The following is a 16,754-nucleotide window of genomic DNA, read 5'->3' as shown; positions in this document are numbered from 1 at the left end:
CGCACGGCCGGGTGGGGCACTCCCGGGGTGCCGGGAGCCGGCCCGTGGGCGCGGTGGCGGCCGGACTAGCGGGCGGCGCTGCCGGTTTCGCCGGCGACCGGCCGGGCTTCGGCGGACTCGGTGCCCCGGGCGCGCACCGAGTCGAGGATCTCGCCGACACGGATCGCGATGTTGGAGAGCAGCGACGAGGTGATGCCGTGCGTGTGCTCGGTGCCGCCCTGGAGGTAGATGCCGCAGCGCAGTTCCGGGTCGGTCGTGATGCGGTAGTCGCGCTCGACGCGGACGCGGCCCTCGTCGTCGCGGAGGCAGCGGTCCGCGACCTCGCCGAGGAGGCCGACGGGGTCGGCGGGGCTGTAGCCGGTGGCGAACACCACGACGTCGGCGTCGATGAGGTTCTCCTCACCCGTGACGAGCGACTTCACCGCGGCCTGTACACCCTCGGAGGTCTCCTTGACGCCGGTGAGGCGGGACACGTTGAGGAAGCGCAGCCGCTCGGTGCCGAGGACCTTCTCCCGGTACATCTGCCGGTACAGGTCGTCGATCAGGTCGATGTCCACCACGGAGTAGTTGGTGTTGCCGTGGTAGCCCATCAGCCGCTGCTTGACCTCCTCGGGCGCCTCGAAGTACTCGTCGACGGCGTCCGGGTCGAAGATCCGGTTGGCGAAGCTGCTGTCGTCGGCGGGGCTGTAGCCGTAGCGGGAGAAGACCGCGCAGATCTCGGCGTCGGGGAAGCGGCGGTGCAGGTAGGCGACGTTCTCGGCGGCGCTCTGGCCGGCGCCCACGACGACGAAGCGGGAGGGCGAGGCATCCTCCAACTGGTCGACCTTGGTGAGCAGTTCGGAGTTGTGCCAGACGCGGTCGCCGCGCTCCACGCCCTCCGGCATGAGGGGGCGCAGGCCGGTGCCTATGACGAGGTTGCGGGCGCGGTGGACGGCGAGCCCCTCGGCCGACCGGACCGTCACGTCCAGGTACTCCACGGCCCCGTCACGGACGAACGGCGTGACGCCGACAACCTCGTGCCCGTAGGAGACCATGTCGTCGACCTTGGCCGCGGACCACTCGAGGTAGTCGTGGAACTCCACCCTCAGCGGGAAGAGGTTCTTGTGGTTGATGAAGTCGGTCAGCCTTCCCTTGCTCTTCAGGTAGCAGAGGAAGCTGAACTCGCTGGTGGGGTTCCGCTGTGTCACCAGGTCCTTGAGGAAGGACACCTGCATGGTCGCGTCGTCGATCAGCATGCCGCGGTGCCAGCCGAAGCTCGGCTGCTGCTCGAAGAAGTGAGCGGTGACCGTCTCCTCCCTGCCGACGCTTGCGTTGTGCTCGCTGAGCGCGATCGCCATCGCCACATTGGACGGGCCGAAGCCGATGCCAATGAGGTCGTGGACCAGTGGTGCGTCGCCAGGAAGAACCTGTGACATGTCACTCCCATCGTGCGGGGAAGCCGCCTGTCAGGCGTGGGGGAAGGTACAGAGGGTGGGCACATCGACAGAGCGACCCACTTGAACTTAGGTGAGCCTAAGCTAATACAACGGAGCTGTCGACCGGGCAAAGCGGACAACCAGCCCTTCGGTGCGGGTATCCGGTCCGGTCAACTGGGACGCAAAGTAGGCTCGTTGCATACTAAGGTAAGCCTTGCTTTACTTATCGTCAGTCGTTCCCTGCTCTGAGGAGGAACCCCATGCGGGTCGTCATGTTCGGTTACCAGACCTGGGGGCACCGCACCCTGCAAGCCCTCCTGGACTCCGAACACGACGTGGTGCTTGTCGTGACGCACCCCAAGAGCGAGCACGCGTACGAAAAGATCTGGAGCGACTCCGTCGCCGACCTCGCCGAGGAGCACGGCGTACCGGTGCTGATCCGCAACCGCCCTGACGACGAGGAGCTGTTCGAGCGCCTCAAGGAGGCGGACGCGGACATCATCGTGGCCAACAACTGGCGTACGTGGATCCCGCCGCGCATCTTCGGTCTCCCCCGCCACGGCACGCTGAACGTCCACGACTCGCTGCTGCCGAAGTACGCCGGTTTCTCCCCGATCATCTGGGCGATGATCAACGGCGAGTCCGAAGTCGGCGTGACCGCGCACATGATGGACGACGAGCTCGACGCCGGCGACATCGTCCGTCAGGAGGCCGTCCCGGTCGGCCCGACGGACACCGCGACCGACCTCTTCCACAAGACGGTCGACCTGATCGCCCCGGTCACCATCGGCGCGCTCGACCTCATCGCGAGCGGCCAGACCGAGTTCACCAAGCAGGACCGCTCGCAGGCGAGCTTCTTCCACAAGCGGTCCGTCGAGGACATCCGCATCGACTGGGGCTGGCCGGCCGAGGACCTGGAGCGCCTGGTCCGCGCCCAGTCGGCGCCATACCCCAGCGCCTTCGCCTACCACAAGGGCAAGCGACTGGAGATCGTCTCCGCGGTCGTCTCCGAAGGCCGCTACGGCGGTACGCCGGGACGCATCTTCTACCGCGAGGGCGAAGGCGTGGTCATCGTCGCCGGAGCCGACGCACGGCACGGCCGCAACCACGGCCTGGCCATCACGCGCGTCCGGACCGAGGACGGCCGGGAGCTGCCCGCGACGGAGTACTTCACCGCCATGGGCGGCTACCTGACCAGCCGCCCCTGATCCCTCGATCCCTCCCCGAACCGGGATCCCGTCCCTGGTCCTCAGCCCGCCGCGGCGAGGACCAGGGGCAGCACCTGCTCGGCGCCCGCCCGGCGCAGGAGCCGGGCGGCGACCGCGAGGGTCCAGCCGGAGTCGGTGCAGTCGTCCACCAGCAGGACCGGCCCCGGTGTGCCTGCCAATGCGGCGGCCAGCTCGCCGTCGACGGTGAAGGCGCCGGACAACGCCCGGAGCCGCTGCGCGGAGTTGCTGCGGCGCGCCGCGTGCGCGCCGTCCGGGCTCGTGTACGTCAGGGTGCCCAGGAAGGGCATGCGGCCGACGGACGCGATCCCTTGCGCGAGGGAGCCGACGAGCTGCGGCCGGGTCAGGGACGGGATGGCGACGACGCCCACCGGCCGGGCGGCGGCATCCGCGGCGTCCGAAGCCCACCCTCCGGGAGAGCGCGCCCAGTCGGCGAGGACCGCCACCGCGGCGCGCAGGACGTCGTCGGGGACGGGACCGTCGGGCGTGTTCTCGGCAAGGAGCGGGCGCAGCCGGTTGCCCCAGCCGATGTCCGAGAGCCGGCCGAGGGCCCGCCCGGTGGAGCACTGCTCATTGGCCGGAATGCGGCCCTTGAGGTCGACGCCGAGCGCGGGCATGCCCGTCGGCCACATTCTGCGCGGCTCGATCTCGACCCCCGGGCGGTCCAGTTCCTTGGCCGCGCCCGTCAGGGCCTCCGTCGAGACGGACGAATCGGTCCAGGGGCCCGCGCAGTTGTCGCAGCGGCCGCACGGGACCGCCCCCTCGTCGTCCAGCTGCCGGCGCAGGAACTCCATGCGGCACCGGGCCGTGCTCACGTAGTCGCGCATGGCCTGCTGCTCGGACTGGCGCTGCCTGGCGACCCAGGCGTACCGCTCGGAGTCGTAGGCCCACGGCTCGCCGGTGGAGATCCAGCCGCCCTTCACGCGCTTGACCGCGCCGTCCACGTCGAGCACCTTCAGCATGGTCTCCAGCCGGGTGCGGCGCAGCTCCACGAGGGCTTCGAGGGCCGGCACGGACAGCGGCCGCCCCGCGTCGGCGAGGGCCGCGATGGTCTGCCGGACCTGCGCCTCGGGCGGGAACGCCGTATCGGCGAAGTAGCGCCAGATGGCCTCGTCCTCCTTGCCGGGCAGCAGCAGCACATCGGCGTGCTCCACACCGCGGCCCGCACGGCCGACCTGCTGGTAGTACGCGATCGGGGAGGACGGCGAGCCGAGGTGGACCACGAATCCGAGGTCCGGTTTGTCGAAGCCCATGCCGAGAGCGGAGGTGGCGACGAGCGCCTTGACCCGGTTCTCCTGCAGGTCGGTCTCGGCCTGCAGCCGGTCGGCGTTCTCCGTACGGCCCGTGTACGAGGCCACCTTGAAGCCGCGCTGCCGCAGGAAGGCGGTGGCCTCCTCGGCCGCGGCGACCGTCAGTGCGTAGATGATGCCGGAGCCCTGGAGCTCGTCCAGGTGCTCGGCGAGCCAGGCCAGCCGGTGTGCGGCGTCCGGGAGTTGCACCACACCGAGGCGCAGGCTCTCGCGGTCCAGCGGGCCGCGCAGCACCAGGGCCTCGCCGGCGCCGGTGCCCAGCTGCTCGGCGACGTCCGCGGTGACGCGGGCGTTCGCCGTCGCGGTGGTGGCGAGGACCGGCACGCCCTCCGGGAGCTCGGTCAGCATCGACCGCAGCCGGCGGTAGTCCGGCCGGAAGTCGTGTCCCCAGTCGGAGATGCAGTGCGCCTCGTCGACCACGAGGAGGCCGGTGGTGGACGCGAGCTTGGGCAGCACCTGGTCGCGGAAGTCCACCGAGTTCAGCCGCTCCGGGCTGACGAGGAGGACGTCGGTCTCGCCGCGCTCCACCTCCCCGTAGATGGTGTCCCACTCCTCCGGGTTGGCCGAGTTGATGGTGCGCGCCTGGATGCCGGCGCGGGCCGCCGACTCCACCTGGTTGCGCATCAGCGCCAGGAGCGGCGAGATGATCACCGTCGGGCCCGCGCCGCGCCGCCGCAGCAGAGCGGTGGCCACGAAGTACACCGCCGACTTGCCCCAGCCGGTGCGCTGCACCACCAGGGCGCGCCGCCGCTCCCGCACCAGCGCCGCCACCGCCTGCCACTGGTCCTCGCGCAGCCGCGCCGACCCTCCGGGGTCGCCGACGAGCTCGGCGAGGATGGCGTCGGCTTCGGTGCGCAGCTCCAGGTTGTCCATGACCCCATGCAACCCGATGCCACTGACAATCGCCGAATCTGCCACGTCCCGCTCCGCGCCATGGGGCTTGTTACCGCTGGTCCTGGCCGTACGTGCAGGGCGCAAGCGTCGGAAGACCATGAACTGGGCAGGGATATAAGCAGCGCATCATCCGATACCGGCATGCGGTGCCGATTGCTCGTTGCCGCCGACGACTGCGACGGGAAGAATTGGGGTCGCTCCCCCGTGCGGCTCTCCGTGGTCCGGTAGGGCTGTGCCGCGCTGCGCTCCCCCAGTCCGACCCCGCCCGCACCACGGGCGCGTAGCCGAAGGGAGGACCGTGACCTTCGGATTCGCTTCGTCCCCTGCCGTACCGCTGCCGGAGCCACCGGCATCGGCCGAGTTGTACGCCGATTCCGCGCACCGACTGGCCCGGATGCTGGAGCCCGCCGAGTGGTCCGCCGCGGGAATCCCGCTGCTGCGCAACCCCCGGGACGTCGTCAGTGGTCTGCACGCACGCCATCGGCCGGCCCCGGGCACGGCCGTCGTGGCCGTCCTCGATCCGGACGAACGGCTGCGGGCGAGCGCCTCGTTCAGCCGGCGCGCGACCGTGACGGACGGCTGGGTGTTCCGCAACGCCCTGCTCGCGCAGTTGCGCCGGATCATCCCGCACGACCTGCGCCGCCGCACTCCGGTACGCACCGCCGTACTGCTCTACTGCCGGGACGGGGACGCCCGTTGGACCCAGGAGGACGGGGCCTGGATGTGGGGGCTGCGGGACGCCTGCACGCTGCACGGGCTGCGTTGCGGCGCGTACGTCACGCTGACGCGCGACGGCTGGCAGGTGCTCGGCGAGGGGCGGGGCGGCCGCCGGCCGAGCGCCGGTTCGCAGCCCGAGGACTTAGCCGCGGTCGATCCGCCGACGACGCGTACCGGAGGCGCTGCCTCCGATGTACTGCGCCGCGCGGCGGCACGCTGACCACCGGCTCCGTCCACCCAGCGCTCACGGCACACGTCGGCCATCGCACTGTGCTGACGACCGCGCTGCTGCGCGATCGTGACCTCGACGCGTCACCGCGCGGACGGCCACCCGTCGGGCGGCCACCGCACGGACATCGCTGTCAGACGCCCGCGCCCAGCATCGCGTTGATCCGCTGCGGGTCGCCGCAGACGATCAGCAGGGTGCTCGCGCGCGTGAGCGCCGTCGGCAGCGCCGCGACCGCGGTCTCCTCGCTGCCGCCGTTGACGGCGACGACGACCACGGGCCGGGGCGCGGCACGAGTCAGCGCGGCGGCGTCGGCGTAGAAGACGTCGTCGCGCGCGTCGTGCTGAGCCCAGTAGGCGGCCTCGCCGAAGGACAGCTCGTGCGTGGCCCACGGGTGCGGGTCGCCGGTGCTGATCACCAGGACGTCGCCGGGGGCACGCCCGGAGTCGAGCAGGAGGTCGACCGCTTCCTCGGCCGCGTCCAGCGCGCCCTCGGCCGAGGCCGGGATCAGCTGGACCTGCGGAACCGAGGCCGAGGCGTCGGGGACAGCCGGGGCGGGCGCCCCGGGCTTGGCGGCCGTGTCGCGCGGCGCGCGCTGCGCGGGCGGCATCGGCCGGGCAGGACCCGGACGGCCGGGGCGCGGCGGAGCCGCGGGACGCGGGCCGGGTACGGGGCGGGGGGTCGGCGCGGTGCGGCCGCTGGCCTGCGTGGCGCGGGGACCCTGGGCACTCTCGTGAATCTGAGGCTCCTCGGGAATGAGAGGCATGAAGTGTTGTCTATCAAACGCCGACACGACTCGCGTCGGCGGGTGGCACATGAGTGCGACCGGAAGCGCCGGAAAAGCGTCAGAACTCAAAGCCGAGCTGACCCTCGATTTCCGGAACTTTTCCGTCCGCCCAGCTGCGGGCCTTCTTGAGGTGCCGCCACTGGGGCAACGCATCAAGATACGCCCACGAAAGCCGGTGGTACGGGGTGGGCCCCCGCTCCGCCAGCGCGGCCTTGTGCACCGGCGACGGATAGCCGGCGTTGGCCGCAAAACCGAAGTCTGCATGTTCGATGCCCAGTTCGGCCATCATTTTGTCGCGCTGAACCTTGGCGATCACCGAAGCCGCGGCGACAGCCACACAGGACTGATCACCCTTGATCACCGTACGAACCCGCCAGGGAGTCCCGAGGTAGTCGTGCTTCCCGTCGAGGATGACCGCGTCCGGGCGGAGCGGCAGCCCCTCCAGAGCACGCACCGCGGCGAGCCGCAGGGCGGCCGTCATCCCCAGTTCGTCGATCTCCTCGTGCGAGGCGTGACCGAGGGCGTGCGCCGTGACCCAGCTCTCCAGCTCCTCGGCGAGCGCGGTGCGCCGCTTGGGAGTGATCAGCTTGGAGTCGGTGAGCCCTTCGGGCGGGCGGCGCAGTCCTGTGACCGCCGCACAGACGGTGACCGGTCCGGCCCACGCACCGCGCCCGACCTCGTCGACACCGGCGACGATCTTCGCTCCGGTGGTGGCGCGCAAGGAGCGCTCGACGGTGTGGGTGGGTGCTTCGTACGGCATGGCGCCAATAGCCTACGCCGCCCGATACCGGCCGCGACACCCAGGCTTGCCGAATCGCTCCGGGACCGGTCCGGGCCCCGGTCGAGGCCCCGGTCGAGGCCTCCTCAAGGACGGAGCAGCGGGACCATCACCTGGTCGATCAAGGCCTCGAATTCATCGTCCCGCCATTCGCTTCCGCACACCTTCGAGCGGTACATGAGCATCGCCGGAATGACGTCGCACACATACGCGTCCAGCCCACCGGAACGCACCTCTCCGCGCTCGATTCCGCGCCTCACGACCTCCTTGATCAACTTCACGCTCGGCTCGACGACCCCTTCGAAGATCACGTCGTGGAAGCGCTCGGCCGTTGCCGTGTCGCACTCGTGAAGCACGGCACGCAGGGCGTTTCCGGGGCGCGAGAACATCGACACCCGCATCTGCTTGCACAGCTGCAACAGATCCTCCCGGACGCCGCCGAGGTCCGGGACGCTGTCGAGCCGCGGCAGTCCGGCCCGCAGCGCGTCCACGACCAGATCCTCCTTGGACGGCCAGCGGCGGTAGACGGCGGCCTTGCCGGTCTGCGCGCCCGCGGCCACCCCTTCCATCGTCAGCCCGCTCCAGCCGACCGTACTGAGCTGCTCAAGGGCGGCGTCGAGAATCGCCCGCTCCAGGACGGCCCCCCGACGGCGCGGGGAGACCGTTCGAGCGGGAACGGCCGCCCAACGGGAAGTAGCCATCATTTTCTCTCCATCGAGCACACGCGGAAGGCGGGTTGAGCGGTCGGACACGGGAAGGGTGAGCGAACGCTTGCGTTCACTCAAGTGGAGTCACTACCGTCGCAGTTGACAGTGAACGGGACCGTTCACTAAGGAACTTGTGGGGGATCATGACGACCACCTCTCAGCTGACAAAGAATCAAAAACCGGGGGCCGCACGCCGAGAGGGTCACCCCGGCCTCGCTCTCACCGTCATCGCGGCCTGCCAGCTCATGGTGGTCCTGGACGCGACCATTGTGAACATCGCGCTCCCCCACATCCAGGGAGCGCTCAACTTCTCGACGACCGACCTCACTTGGGTCGTCAGTGCGTACACCCTCACCTTCGGCGGACTGCTGCTGCTCGGCGGCCGCGCCGGTGACATCCTGGGACGCCGCCGCGTCTTCATGGCAGGCATCCTTCTCTTCACGGCCGCCTCGCTTCTCGGTGGGTTCGCCCAGGAGCCCTGGCAGTTGCTGGCCGCGCGGGCCCTGCAGGGCGTCGGCGGCGCCATCGCGTCGCCCACCTCGCTGGCACTCATCACGACGACGTTCCCCGAAGGCCCCGAGCGGAACCGCGCGTTCGGCGTCTTCGCCGCCGTCTCCGCGGGTGGCGGCGCCATCGGCCTGCTGGCGGGCGGCATGCTCACCGAGTGGCTCGACTGGCGCTGGGTGCTGTTCGTCAACGTACCCATCGGCATACTGATCGCCGTCCTCACCCCGCTCTACATCAACGAGTCCGAGCGTCACCCCGGCCGTTTCGACATCCTCGGCGCCACGACGTCGACACTCGGCATGGCCTCCCTGGTCTACGGATTCATCCGCGCCTCCGAGGAAGGCTGGCGCGACAGCCTCACCGTGGGTTCGTTCGCCGCGGCGGTGGTCCTCCTCCTCGCCTTCGTGTTCGTCGAGAAACGCGCCAAGGAACCGATCACACCCCTCCGGATGTTCGCCGACCGCAACCGCTCCGGCACCTACGTGATCATGCTCAGCCTCGCCGCCGCGATGTTCGGCATGTTCTTCTTCATCGTCCTCTTCGTGCAGAACATCCTGAACTACACGCCGATCGAGGCCGGCCTCGCCTTCCTGCCCGTCACGGTGGTCATCGCACTCGGTGCGGGCCTGTCCCAGAAGTTCCTTCCCGTGCTCGGCCCCAAGCCGTTCATGGTGACGGGGTCGATCATCGTCGCGCTCGGACTCGGCTGGCAGACACTGATCGGCCCGGACAGTTCGTACGTCGGTGGCGTGCTCGGCCCGATGCTCCTGTTCGGCTTCGGCATGGGCCTGAACTTCGTCACCCTGACCTTGACCGCGGTCTCCGGAGTGGCCCTCCACGAAGCGGGCGCGGCATCCGGCCTGCTCAACGCCACCCAGCAGGTCGGCGGCTCGCTCGGCCTCTCCATCCTCACCACGGTCTTCGGCACGGCGAGCCGCGACGAGGCCAAGGACCAGATGGCCGACTTCATGGCACACGCGACACCGGAGCAGAAGGCCGAGTTCGCCAAGACCCACGAACTCCCCGCGCCCTGGGCCCACGAAGTGCTGTCACAGGGCATCTCGACCGCCTTCATACCCGCCGTCGCCATGGCCGTGCTCGCCCTGATCACCGCCGCGTTGGTGATCCGCGTGCGCAAGAGCGACCTAGACGCCCTCGCCGGCACGGCGACCGCCGCGGGCCCCGCAGGCGGCTGACCGAACGAACCGCGGGCGCCGGCACACGGACGACGACGTGCCGCCGGCGCCCGCAAGCATGGCTGTGCCAGTGGCCCGCCTCAGAGCAGCCCGGGCCACACGCGCGGCGACCCCTTGCCCATCGGGTCTGTGACGCCACCTGGCCTGTGGCACCACCAAGCCTGTGGCACCACCGCGCCTGTGACACCACCCGGCCTGCGGCACAACCGTGCGAGCAAGCTCCCCACGCCCCCGGCGCGTCCCAGCCGCCCCGCCCCGCCCCGCCCCGCCCCGCCCCGCCCCGCCAGGGATGGTCAGACCACGTCGCCGGAAACCCAGCCGGGCAGCGCCTCCGTGCGCTCCAGCCACTCCGCAGGCGGTGCTCCACCCTCACCGCACGCGACCACGCCACCCACGATGGCGCACGTCGTGTCCATGTCGCCGCCCACCTGAGCGGTCTCCCATATGGCCCGCTCGTACGATCCGAGCCCCCGAGCGGCCGACCACAACGCGAACGGCACCGTGTCGTGGGCCGTCGTACGCCGACCACAGCCAAGCACCGCCGCGACCGTCCCGGCATCGCCGTAGTCGAGCATGTCCCGCGCCCGTCGCAGCCCCGCTCCCACGGCGCTGCGGGGCACCAGGGCGATGACGCCGTCGAGGAGCTCCTTCGGTGTCGGCGTCCCGGCGGGGTTGGCCGTCAGCGCCGCGGCCGCGGCCACCGCCATCGCCCCGACGACAGCCTCACGGTGCTGATGCGTGGGGTACGCCGAGATCTCCGCCTGGTGCGTCGCCTGCTCGGGGTCGTCGGCGTACCAGGCGCCGAGCGGGGCGATCCGCATCGCCGCGCCGTTCCCCCAGGATCCCTGCCCCTTGAAGAGCGCGGAGGCCAGCTCCCGCCAGTCCCCACCTTCCCGCACCTGCCTCAGCAGCCGGTTCACGGCGGGGCCATATCCGCGGTCGAAGTCGTGGTGCTCGGCGAACGACTGGGCGAGTGCGTCCTGGTCGATCCGGCGGTGCTTTTTGAGGACCGCCAGTACGGAGCAGGCCATCTCCGTGTCGTCGGTCCATTGCCAAGGAGCATCGGGCAACTGTCGGCCCTTGAGCAGTGGGTAATGCGCGGGCACGAAGAACTGTGAGCCCAGCGCGTCCCCCACCGCCAGTCCGCGCAGGCTGGCCATGGCGCGCTCGAGGCGCTGGTCGGGAGAGGAGTCAGCGATCATCGCCCCGCCACCTTATCCTGTGACGCCGTACGGCTCGGGCTCGCGCCAGCGTTCGAACGGTCGGTCCAGCGTGTACTTGCCGTCGTCACCGAGCACCAGCACCCTCATCTCTCCGTTGCCCGGATTGGACAGCGACTCGAACTCCGCCACCGACCAGTGGAACCAGCGCATACAGAACAGCCGCATGGTCAGCCCGTGCGTAACCAGCAGGACGTTCGGCGGGTGGTCCGGTGCCTCGAAGCTCCGGTAGAGACTCTCCAGGAAGGCTCCCACCCTGTCGTAGACGTCGGCCCCGGATTCTCCTTGTGCGAAGCGGTAGAAGAAGTGCCCGTACGCGTCGCGGTACGCCTTCTGCAGCCGGACGTCGTCCCGGTCCTGCCAGTTGCCCCAGTCCTGTTCCCGCAGCCTCGGCTCCTCCCGCACACGCACCAGCTCGGGGTCGAGCCGGAACGCCTGGAGGGTCTCGTGGGTACGGCGGTACGGCGAGACGTACACGCTCACCCGCTCACGGCCGAGCAGCTCCCGCAGGCGTTTCCCCGTGTCCGCCGCTTGGGACCACCCCGACTCGGTGAGTGCGAGAGCGTGATCGGGCTCGCGCTCGTACACGGTGTCGTCGGCGTTTCCGGCCGACTCGCCGTGCCGGACCAGGATGATGCGCCGCGGGCGTGCCATAGGGAAACCCTAGATCGGGTCCCTGACGGGCTGCTCAGTCGGGTAGCCGGCCGGCCTCCATCCGGCGTATTCGGCCCCTGAACCGTCGGCGGAGCAGCCGGTCGTGCGAGACGACGACCAGGGCTCCTGTCCACTGGTCGAGTGCCGCCTCCAGTTCCTCGACCAGGCCGAGCGCCAAGTGGTTGGCGGGCTCGTCGAGGAGGAGCAGGTCGGCGGGTCTGGCGAGCAACCGGGCGAGGGCCAGCCTCCGGCGCTGCCCGGCGGACAGCTGCCCCACCGGGACGTGGAGGTCACGGGGCCGGAACAGCCCGTACGACAGGAGCAGTTCCCGCTGCTCCTCCGCTGTCAGTCCCAGGCCTTTGCCGAACACTTCGAGGACCGGCTCGGCAGGACGTCGTACCGGTATTTCCTGGGCGAGGTAGCCGATGCGGCCTCTGCGGACGACAGAGCCCTTGTCCGGTTCGAGTACCCCCGCCATGGTGCGCAGCAGAGTGGACTTCCCTGCGCCGTTAGCCCCGTGGATCAGCAGTCGCTCTCCGGCCGAGACGGTGAGCGACTCCACGGCGAGCCGCTCGCCCACCCGCACGTCCCACAGGGTGACCAGGGCACCTTCGGTCGCGCCTGTCGCGGGGCGTGCCGTGAAGGTCAGTGGTTCCGGAGGCTTGGGCACCGGCTGTTCTCGCAGTCTGCGCAGGCGCTCTTGCGCGTTCCGCACACGTCCGGCGACCGAGGCCTGCACCCGTCCTCCGGCGCGGTCGTACGCCATTTTGTTGTTGTCCTTCATGCCGCGACCACCGGCCACCGCGTGAGCTGTGGTCGCCATGAACTCCTGGAGCCGGCTCACCTCCTCGCCCCACTGCGCGTACTGCTGCTCCCAGCGTTGCCGGGCGGCCGCCCGTTCCGCCACGAGTCCCTGATAGCCGCCGCCGTGCCGCACCACCGACCGGCGGTCGGCGTCCACCTCCAGGATCGCGGTGGCCACGCGCTCCAGGAACGTGCGGTCGTGGGAGACCGCGACCACGGTCCCGCGGTGCGCCGTCAGGGCGCTCTCCAGCCAGTCCAGAGCACCCTCGTCCAGGTGGTTGGTCGGTTCGTCCAAGAGCATGACCTCGGGTGCTGCCGCGATGAGGCAGGCGAGGCCGAGCCGCGCCTGCTCACCACCGGACAGGCTGCCCAGGGTTCTGTCCCGACTGATGTGACCGAGCCCCAGTCCGTGCATCGCCTTGTCCACGCGGGCGTCCGCCTCATAGCCGCCGCGCAGTTCGAAGGCGGTGAGCAGGTCGCCGTACTCACTCAGCCCCTTCTCCGTCGCGGAAGCCAGCTCCGCTTCCAGGGCCCGCAACCGGCCCTCCATCTCCCGTAGTTCGGCCAACGCCGCGTCGATCGCGTCACCGACACGACGGTCGGCCGGGAGTTGGGGAGTCTGAGCGAGCAGCCCGGCTCCCCGCTCGGCGACGGTCACGACCTCGCCCTCGTCGGGCCGTTCGTCCCCGGACATCAGGCGCAGCAGGGTGGACTTGCCCGCGCCGTTCTCCCCCACGACGCCTATGCGCTCCCCCGGCCGCACCGCGAGGGACACCCCGTCGAGGAGCAGTCGATCACCACGAGCCTTGGTCACGCCATGCAGAGAGATCTGAGTAGGCAAGAGCACCCCCGGTTCGCATCCACCTTGGACAAACGCAACGCCTGTCGCATTACGACGAGTGTGGCACACTGACCCGTGCTAATGCAACGCGAGTTGTGATTAAGTTTCGAGCGAGTCGACGGAGAAGGGCCGAATCCATGGCGGACAAGCCTGTCGCGGCTGGTCAGAGCGTTGACGCACCCAGCACCGAGCAGCGAGGCTCAGGCGGATCAGGCAGGGCAAGTCGCGGCGGATCCCAACAGCGCGGCTCGGCGCAGCCCGCGAAAGCTGAAGCGACGCGGTCGGCAAAAGCTGAAGCGGCACAGCCGGCGAAAGCGGCAGCAGCGCCGTCGACGAAGGCAGCAGCGCCCCAGTCGGCAAACCCAGCGGCACCGCAGTCAGCGACGACAGCAGGCACGCCGGGGGAAACGGAAGCGACGCCTCCGTCGCCCGCTCCCGGCACCCGCCGCCCCGGCGGCCGCACGGCCCGCACCCGCGCCGCCGTCCGGGACGCCGTGCTGAGCGGTCTGAGCAACCACGGCTATCCCGGGCTCACCGTCGAATACATCGCCGACCACTCGGGCGTGCACAAGACCACGCTGTACCGCCGTTGGGGCGGCCTCGAAGGCATGGTCGCCGACGCACTGGCCATGGCAGGAGAGGACACCTGGACTCCGCCAGACACGGGAAGTCTTGAGGGCGACCTGCGTGAGCTCGCCCGCGAAGTGGCCGACTCCTTCTCCGACGACGCGGCAGCCGCGGCGCCCACCGCCTTCGTCGCGGCGGCCTTCCAGTCGGCCCGGGCCGCCGACGCGCTGCACGCCTTCTACGCCGAGCGGTTCGGCCGCTGTGAGGCGGTCGTCGCACGCGCCGTGGCACGCGGCGAAGCACCCCCGGACACCGACGCGGCCGCACTCGTCCGCGCCGTCTCGGCCCCGCTGCTGCTCCGCGTGTTCATCACGCGCGAGCCGATCGACACGGCGCTCGCGGACCAGTCGGCGGCGGCGGCCCTCGCCGCAACCCGCGCGGGCGCGTTCGCCCGGAAATCACCGTAGCCACAGCCGAAACGCCGGGAAGAGAGGCAGAGCCAGGCAAAGCACAGGAACGCAGGGGAAGCCAGCAAGGAGTCAGCGAGGAGGGGTACACCGGCCAAGGCTCAGACCGTCCACGCCGGCTCCAACTCCACGATGTCGCCCGCGAGCGCGGAGATATCGGCATCCGTCTGTGCGCGCAGTGAGAGACGCTCCACCCGCTCGGCGCGGTACTTGCCGTGCTCGGCCGCCGACAGCCACATGGAAAGCACCAAGAACTCGTGTCCGGGCGCCTCACCGAAAAGGCCGCGCACCATTCCTGGGGAGCCGGCCATCGCGGGATTCCAGACCTTCTCCTGCATCAGTGCGAAGTGCTCCACCCGCGCTTCCCGGACCCGGCAGTGCGCGACACGCACCACGTCCACGTCGGTGAAACGGGGTTCGAACCCGGTCTTCACGTCGAAGCGGTAGTCGAAGAGTTTGGCCTGGAGGTCTTTGTAGGTGCCTGACTGCGCAGCCGCCAGACGGTCGTGCGAGCGGGCCATGAAGGAGTCGTAGAAAGCTCGGCTCTCCCAGAAGGCGAAGACGTGAGCGACACCCTGACGACCCCGGCTCCACCCCCCGCCCTGCCCCCGGAACCCCGGCTCGCCCAAAAGCCCCGCCCACTTTCGCTGCCCTCGTTCGAATCCCCGACGGTCCACCACGGTGCAGCGAATCCACTTGACCAGCACCGCGCCATCGTACGGCGCGGAGCGCGGCCCGGGTCACGCTCCGGCGTAGTGCACCCGGATCAGCTCGGCCGAGTCAGCAGCATCCAGTTCAATACCGAACTCGCGGTCGAGAACGTGCGTCAATTCGCCCACAGGAACGCTTCGTTGATCCACAGAACCGTCCGGCTGCTCCACCGTCAGCTGATCGCCAACCAGTTTGCGTCGCACCTGTGGACCTGCCTTCTGCACCACCGGACGCCTGATGAAGGATGACCTGGGATGGGTTGAGGTGTAGTGGTTCATCACTACGTAGTCGACGGGAAGTCGCCGCTCCTGCGTGTACGCGTAGAGGTCGTGCCATCCGTCCGAGTGCCACGTCCGCAGCGCCAGAACGCCCTCGGCCTCCTGCTGGAGACCAAAACGCCACTCTCCTTGCCGCACGTCCGCGCCGCCGCGCAGCGGAATCGGTTCGAGCAGCCCATCGGCGCCGAACCCGACGTCGCAGTGCCACGCTTCGCCGTCCACCTCCACCTTCAGGACCATGTGCGTGACCGCGCGCGTGGCGGACGCCCCGGCCCTGACCCGGGCCGCGAGCCCGGTGACGTCGAAGCCGATGCGTTCCAGAGCGGCCGCGAAGAGCAGGTTCTGTTCGTAGCAGTAGCCGCCCCGCCGACTGTGCAGCAGCTTGTCCTGCACTGCCGGCAGGTCCAGCGGCACCGGACGGCCGAGCATCATCTCCAGGTTCTCGAAGGGGAGCGCCGCCACGTGCTCTCTGTGGAGCACACGCAAAGTGGCGAGGTCCGGCTTCGTCCCGCCGGTGTGTCCGAGCCTCGCCAAGTAGGCGTCGATATCGAGTTCTGCCCCGCTCCATGTCATGCGTCCATGATCTCCGCGGCCGGATCGCACGCCAACCGGGATCATCCCGGAGCAAGTGGACCGCTCCTGACCAGCGACGCTACGAGGTTGTCAGTCGCACGCCGTAGCGTGTGCGTTGGACATGCCTGGTGGATCCGTAGCGGCCAGGTCACGAGGAGGGGGAAGTCCAGTGAGCAGCGTCAGCAAGGGAATCAAGAAGGTCGAAGTCGGACTCAAGTGGGACCCGAGCCCGGCAGGGACGCCGTCCAACGACCTCGACATCATCGCCGCGACGTACGCCGCGGACGCTCCGTACGGCGACCCCGTGTACCTCGTGCACTTCGACAGCCGCTCCCCCGACGGCACCATCACCCTGAACCGGGACAGCAGGACGGGCCAGGGTTTCGGCTTCGACGAGGTCATGGTCCTTGAGCTGGACCGGCTCGCCCCCACCTTCGCCCGGGTCGTCGTGGGGGTGGCCATACAGCAGGAGGCGGCGCAGAAGGTGTTCGGCGACATCGGGAACACCGCGGTCCGCATCCGCGAGGGGTACACGGACCTGGCGCAGAGCGATCTGTCCAGCGTCTCCGGCTGTACGGCCGCGACCATCGCCGAGTTCACCCGGGACGAGACCGGGGCGTGGTCGTTCCGCGAGACCATCCGAGGCTTCGACACCGACCCGACGGTGTTCGCCTCGCTCATGGGCGGCCGGCTCTGAAGGGACGGCCTTGGGCGACACCAACCATTCCGCTGCGGTGACGCCACCCAGTTCGCTGCAGCACCCCCGCCCTCTGAGCCGCTGGGCCGACCGACCGAGTAGAGCCACCTGAAAGCCCCCTGCCGCACAGTGAGCCACTACAGGGCCCTGGGACCACGCCAAAGGGCGGTGGCGCCGAG

The 16,754-nt window shown here is 69.9% G+C and carries 15 protein-coding genes; 5 read left to right on the top strand and 10 right to left on the bottom strand.

The features are described 5' to 3' along the window. Positions 1-65: 65 nt before the first annotated feature. Positions 66-1,415, bottom strand: coding sequence for a lysine N(6)-hydroxylase/L-ornithine N(5)-oxygenase family protein (locus ACI2L3_RS35035; protein ID WP_404756463.1), 1,350 nt, complete (start codon positions 1,413-1,415; stop codon positions 66-68). 260 nt (positions 1,416-1,675) lie between these two features. On the opposite strand from ACI2L3_RS35035, the gene ACI2L3_RS35030 reads away from it, so the two are divergent. Next, entirely contained in the window at positions 1,676-2,623 is a 948-nt protein-coding gene (locus tag ACI2L3_RS35030; RefSeq protein ID WP_404756462.1) for a methionyl-tRNA formyltransferase, read from the top strand. 41 nt (positions 2,624-2,664) lie between these two features. Here ACI2L3_RS35030 and ACI2L3_RS35025 read toward each other — a convergent pair whose 3' ends face one another. Continuing rightward, positions 2,665-4,824, bottom strand: a complete 2,160-nt coding sequence (locus ACI2L3_RS35025; RefSeq protein WP_404756461.1) for a RecQ family ATP-dependent DNA helicase — start codon at positions 4,822-4,824, stop codon at positions 2,665-2,667. A gap of 319 nt (positions 4,825-5,143) precedes the next feature. Between ACI2L3_RS35025 and ACI2L3_RS35020 the strand changes: the two genes are divergently transcribed. Further along, positions 5,144-5,782: a hypothetical protein gene (locus tag ACI2L3_RS35020; RefSeq protein WP_404756460.1), complete on the top strand. Its 639-nt coding sequence runs from the start codon at positions 5,144-5,146 to the stop codon at positions 5,780-5,782. 142 nt (positions 5,783-5,924) lie between these two features. Here the strand turns inward: ACI2L3_RS35020 and ACI2L3_RS35015 are convergent, their stop codons facing one another. The 3 genes from ACI2L3_RS35015 to ACI2L3_RS35005 all read right to left on the bottom strand — a co-directional run bounded on the left by ACI2L3_RS35015 (position 5,925) and on the right by ACI2L3_RS35005 (position 8,054). After that, a complete protein-coding gene (locus ACI2L3_RS35015) occupies positions 5,925-6,554 on the bottom strand; it encodes a hypothetical protein (RefSeq protein WP_404756459.1) in 630 nt (209 codons plus the stop codon). 79 nt (positions 6,555-6,633) lie between these two features. Continuing rightward, positions 6,634-7,335 carry a ribonuclease HII gene (locus ACI2L3_RS35010; RefSeq protein ID WP_404756458.1) on the bottom strand — a complete coding sequence of 234 codons (702 nt, stop codon included), beginning with the start codon at positions 7,333-7,335 and terminating at the stop codon, positions 6,634-6,636. Positions 7,336-7,439: 104 nt separating this feature from the next. Then, on the bottom strand, positions 7,440-8,054 hold the full coding sequence (locus tag ACI2L3_RS35005) for a TetR/AcrR family transcriptional regulator (protein WP_404756487.1): 615 nt from the start codon (positions 8,052-8,054) through the stop codon (positions 7,440-7,442). A gap of 149 nt (positions 8,055-8,203) precedes the next feature. Between ACI2L3_RS35005 and ACI2L3_RS35000 the strand changes: the two genes are divergently transcribed. Continuing rightward, complete coding sequence (locus ACI2L3_RS35000) at positions 8,204-9,763, top strand: MFS transporter (protein WP_404756457.1); 1,560 nt, start codon at positions 8,204-8,206, stop codon at positions 9,761-9,763. Positions 9,764-10,056: 293 nt separating this feature from the next. On the opposite strand, the gene ACI2L3_RS34995 is transcribed toward ACI2L3_RS35000, so the two are convergent. From ACI2L3_RS34995 to abc-f, 3 genes are read right to left on the bottom strand one after another with little or no spacing between them, the layout of a single operon-like run. After that, positions 10,057-10,965 (bottom strand): ADP-ribosylglycohydrolase family protein, encoded by a 909-nt coding sequence (locus ACI2L3_RS34995; protein ID WP_404756456.1) that lies wholly within the window; start codon positions 10,963-10,965, stop codon positions 10,057-10,059. Positions 10,966-10,977: 12 nt separating this feature from the next. Beyond that, positions 10,978-11,637 carry a histidine phosphatase family protein gene (locus tag ACI2L3_RS34990; RefSeq protein ID WP_404756455.1) on the bottom strand — a complete coding sequence of 220 codons (660 nt, stop codon included), beginning with the start codon at positions 11,635-11,637 and terminating at the stop codon, positions 10,978-10,980. A 34-nt stretch (positions 11,638-11,671) separates the two neighbouring features. Continuing rightward, positions 11,672-13,282, bottom strand: coding sequence for a ribosomal protection-like ABC-F family protein (gene abc-f / locus ACI2L3_RS34985; RefSeq protein WP_404756454.1), 1,611 nt, complete (start codon positions 13,280-13,282; stop codon positions 11,672-11,674). 494 nt (positions 13,283-13,776) lie between these two features. On the opposite strand from abc-f, the gene ACI2L3_RS34980 reads away from it, so the two are divergent. Continuing rightward, a complete protein-coding gene (locus tag ACI2L3_RS34980) occupies positions 13,777-14,316 on the top strand; it encodes a TetR/AcrR family transcriptional regulator C-terminal ligand-binding domain-containing protein (protein WP_404756453.1) in 540 nt (179 codons plus the stop codon). Between the two features lie 101 nt (positions 14,317-14,417). On the opposite strand, the gene ACI2L3_RS34975 is transcribed toward ACI2L3_RS34980, so the two are convergent. Next, positions 14,418-15,023, bottom strand: a complete 606-nt coding sequence (locus ACI2L3_RS34975; protein ID WP_404756452.1) for a YdbC family protein — start codon at positions 15,021-15,023, stop codon at positions 14,418-14,420. A gap of 33 nt (positions 15,024-15,056) precedes the next feature. Continuing rightward, on the bottom strand, positions 15,057-15,878 hold the full coding sequence (locus tag ACI2L3_RS34970) for an arylamine N-acetyltransferase (protein WP_404756451.1): 822 nt from the start codon (positions 15,876-15,878) through the stop codon (positions 15,057-15,059). A 121-nt stretch (positions 15,879-15,999) separates the two neighbouring features. Between ACI2L3_RS34970 and ACI2L3_RS34965 the strand changes: the two genes are divergently transcribed. Beyond that, positions 16,000-16,575 carry a TerD family protein gene (locus ACI2L3_RS34965; protein WP_404756450.1) on the top strand — a complete coding sequence of 192 codons (576 nt, stop codon included), beginning with the start codon at positions 16,000-16,002 and terminating at the stop codon, positions 16,573-16,575. Positions 16,576-16,754: the final 179 nt, after the last annotated feature.

The organism is Streptomyces sp. NPDC029674, from assembly GCF_044903205.1.
Taxonomy (GTDB): domain Bacteria; phylum Actinomycetota; class Actinomycetes; order Streptomycetales; family Streptomycetaceae; genus Streptomyces.
This window is presented reverse-complemented; position numbering and strand designations above follow the sequence as displayed.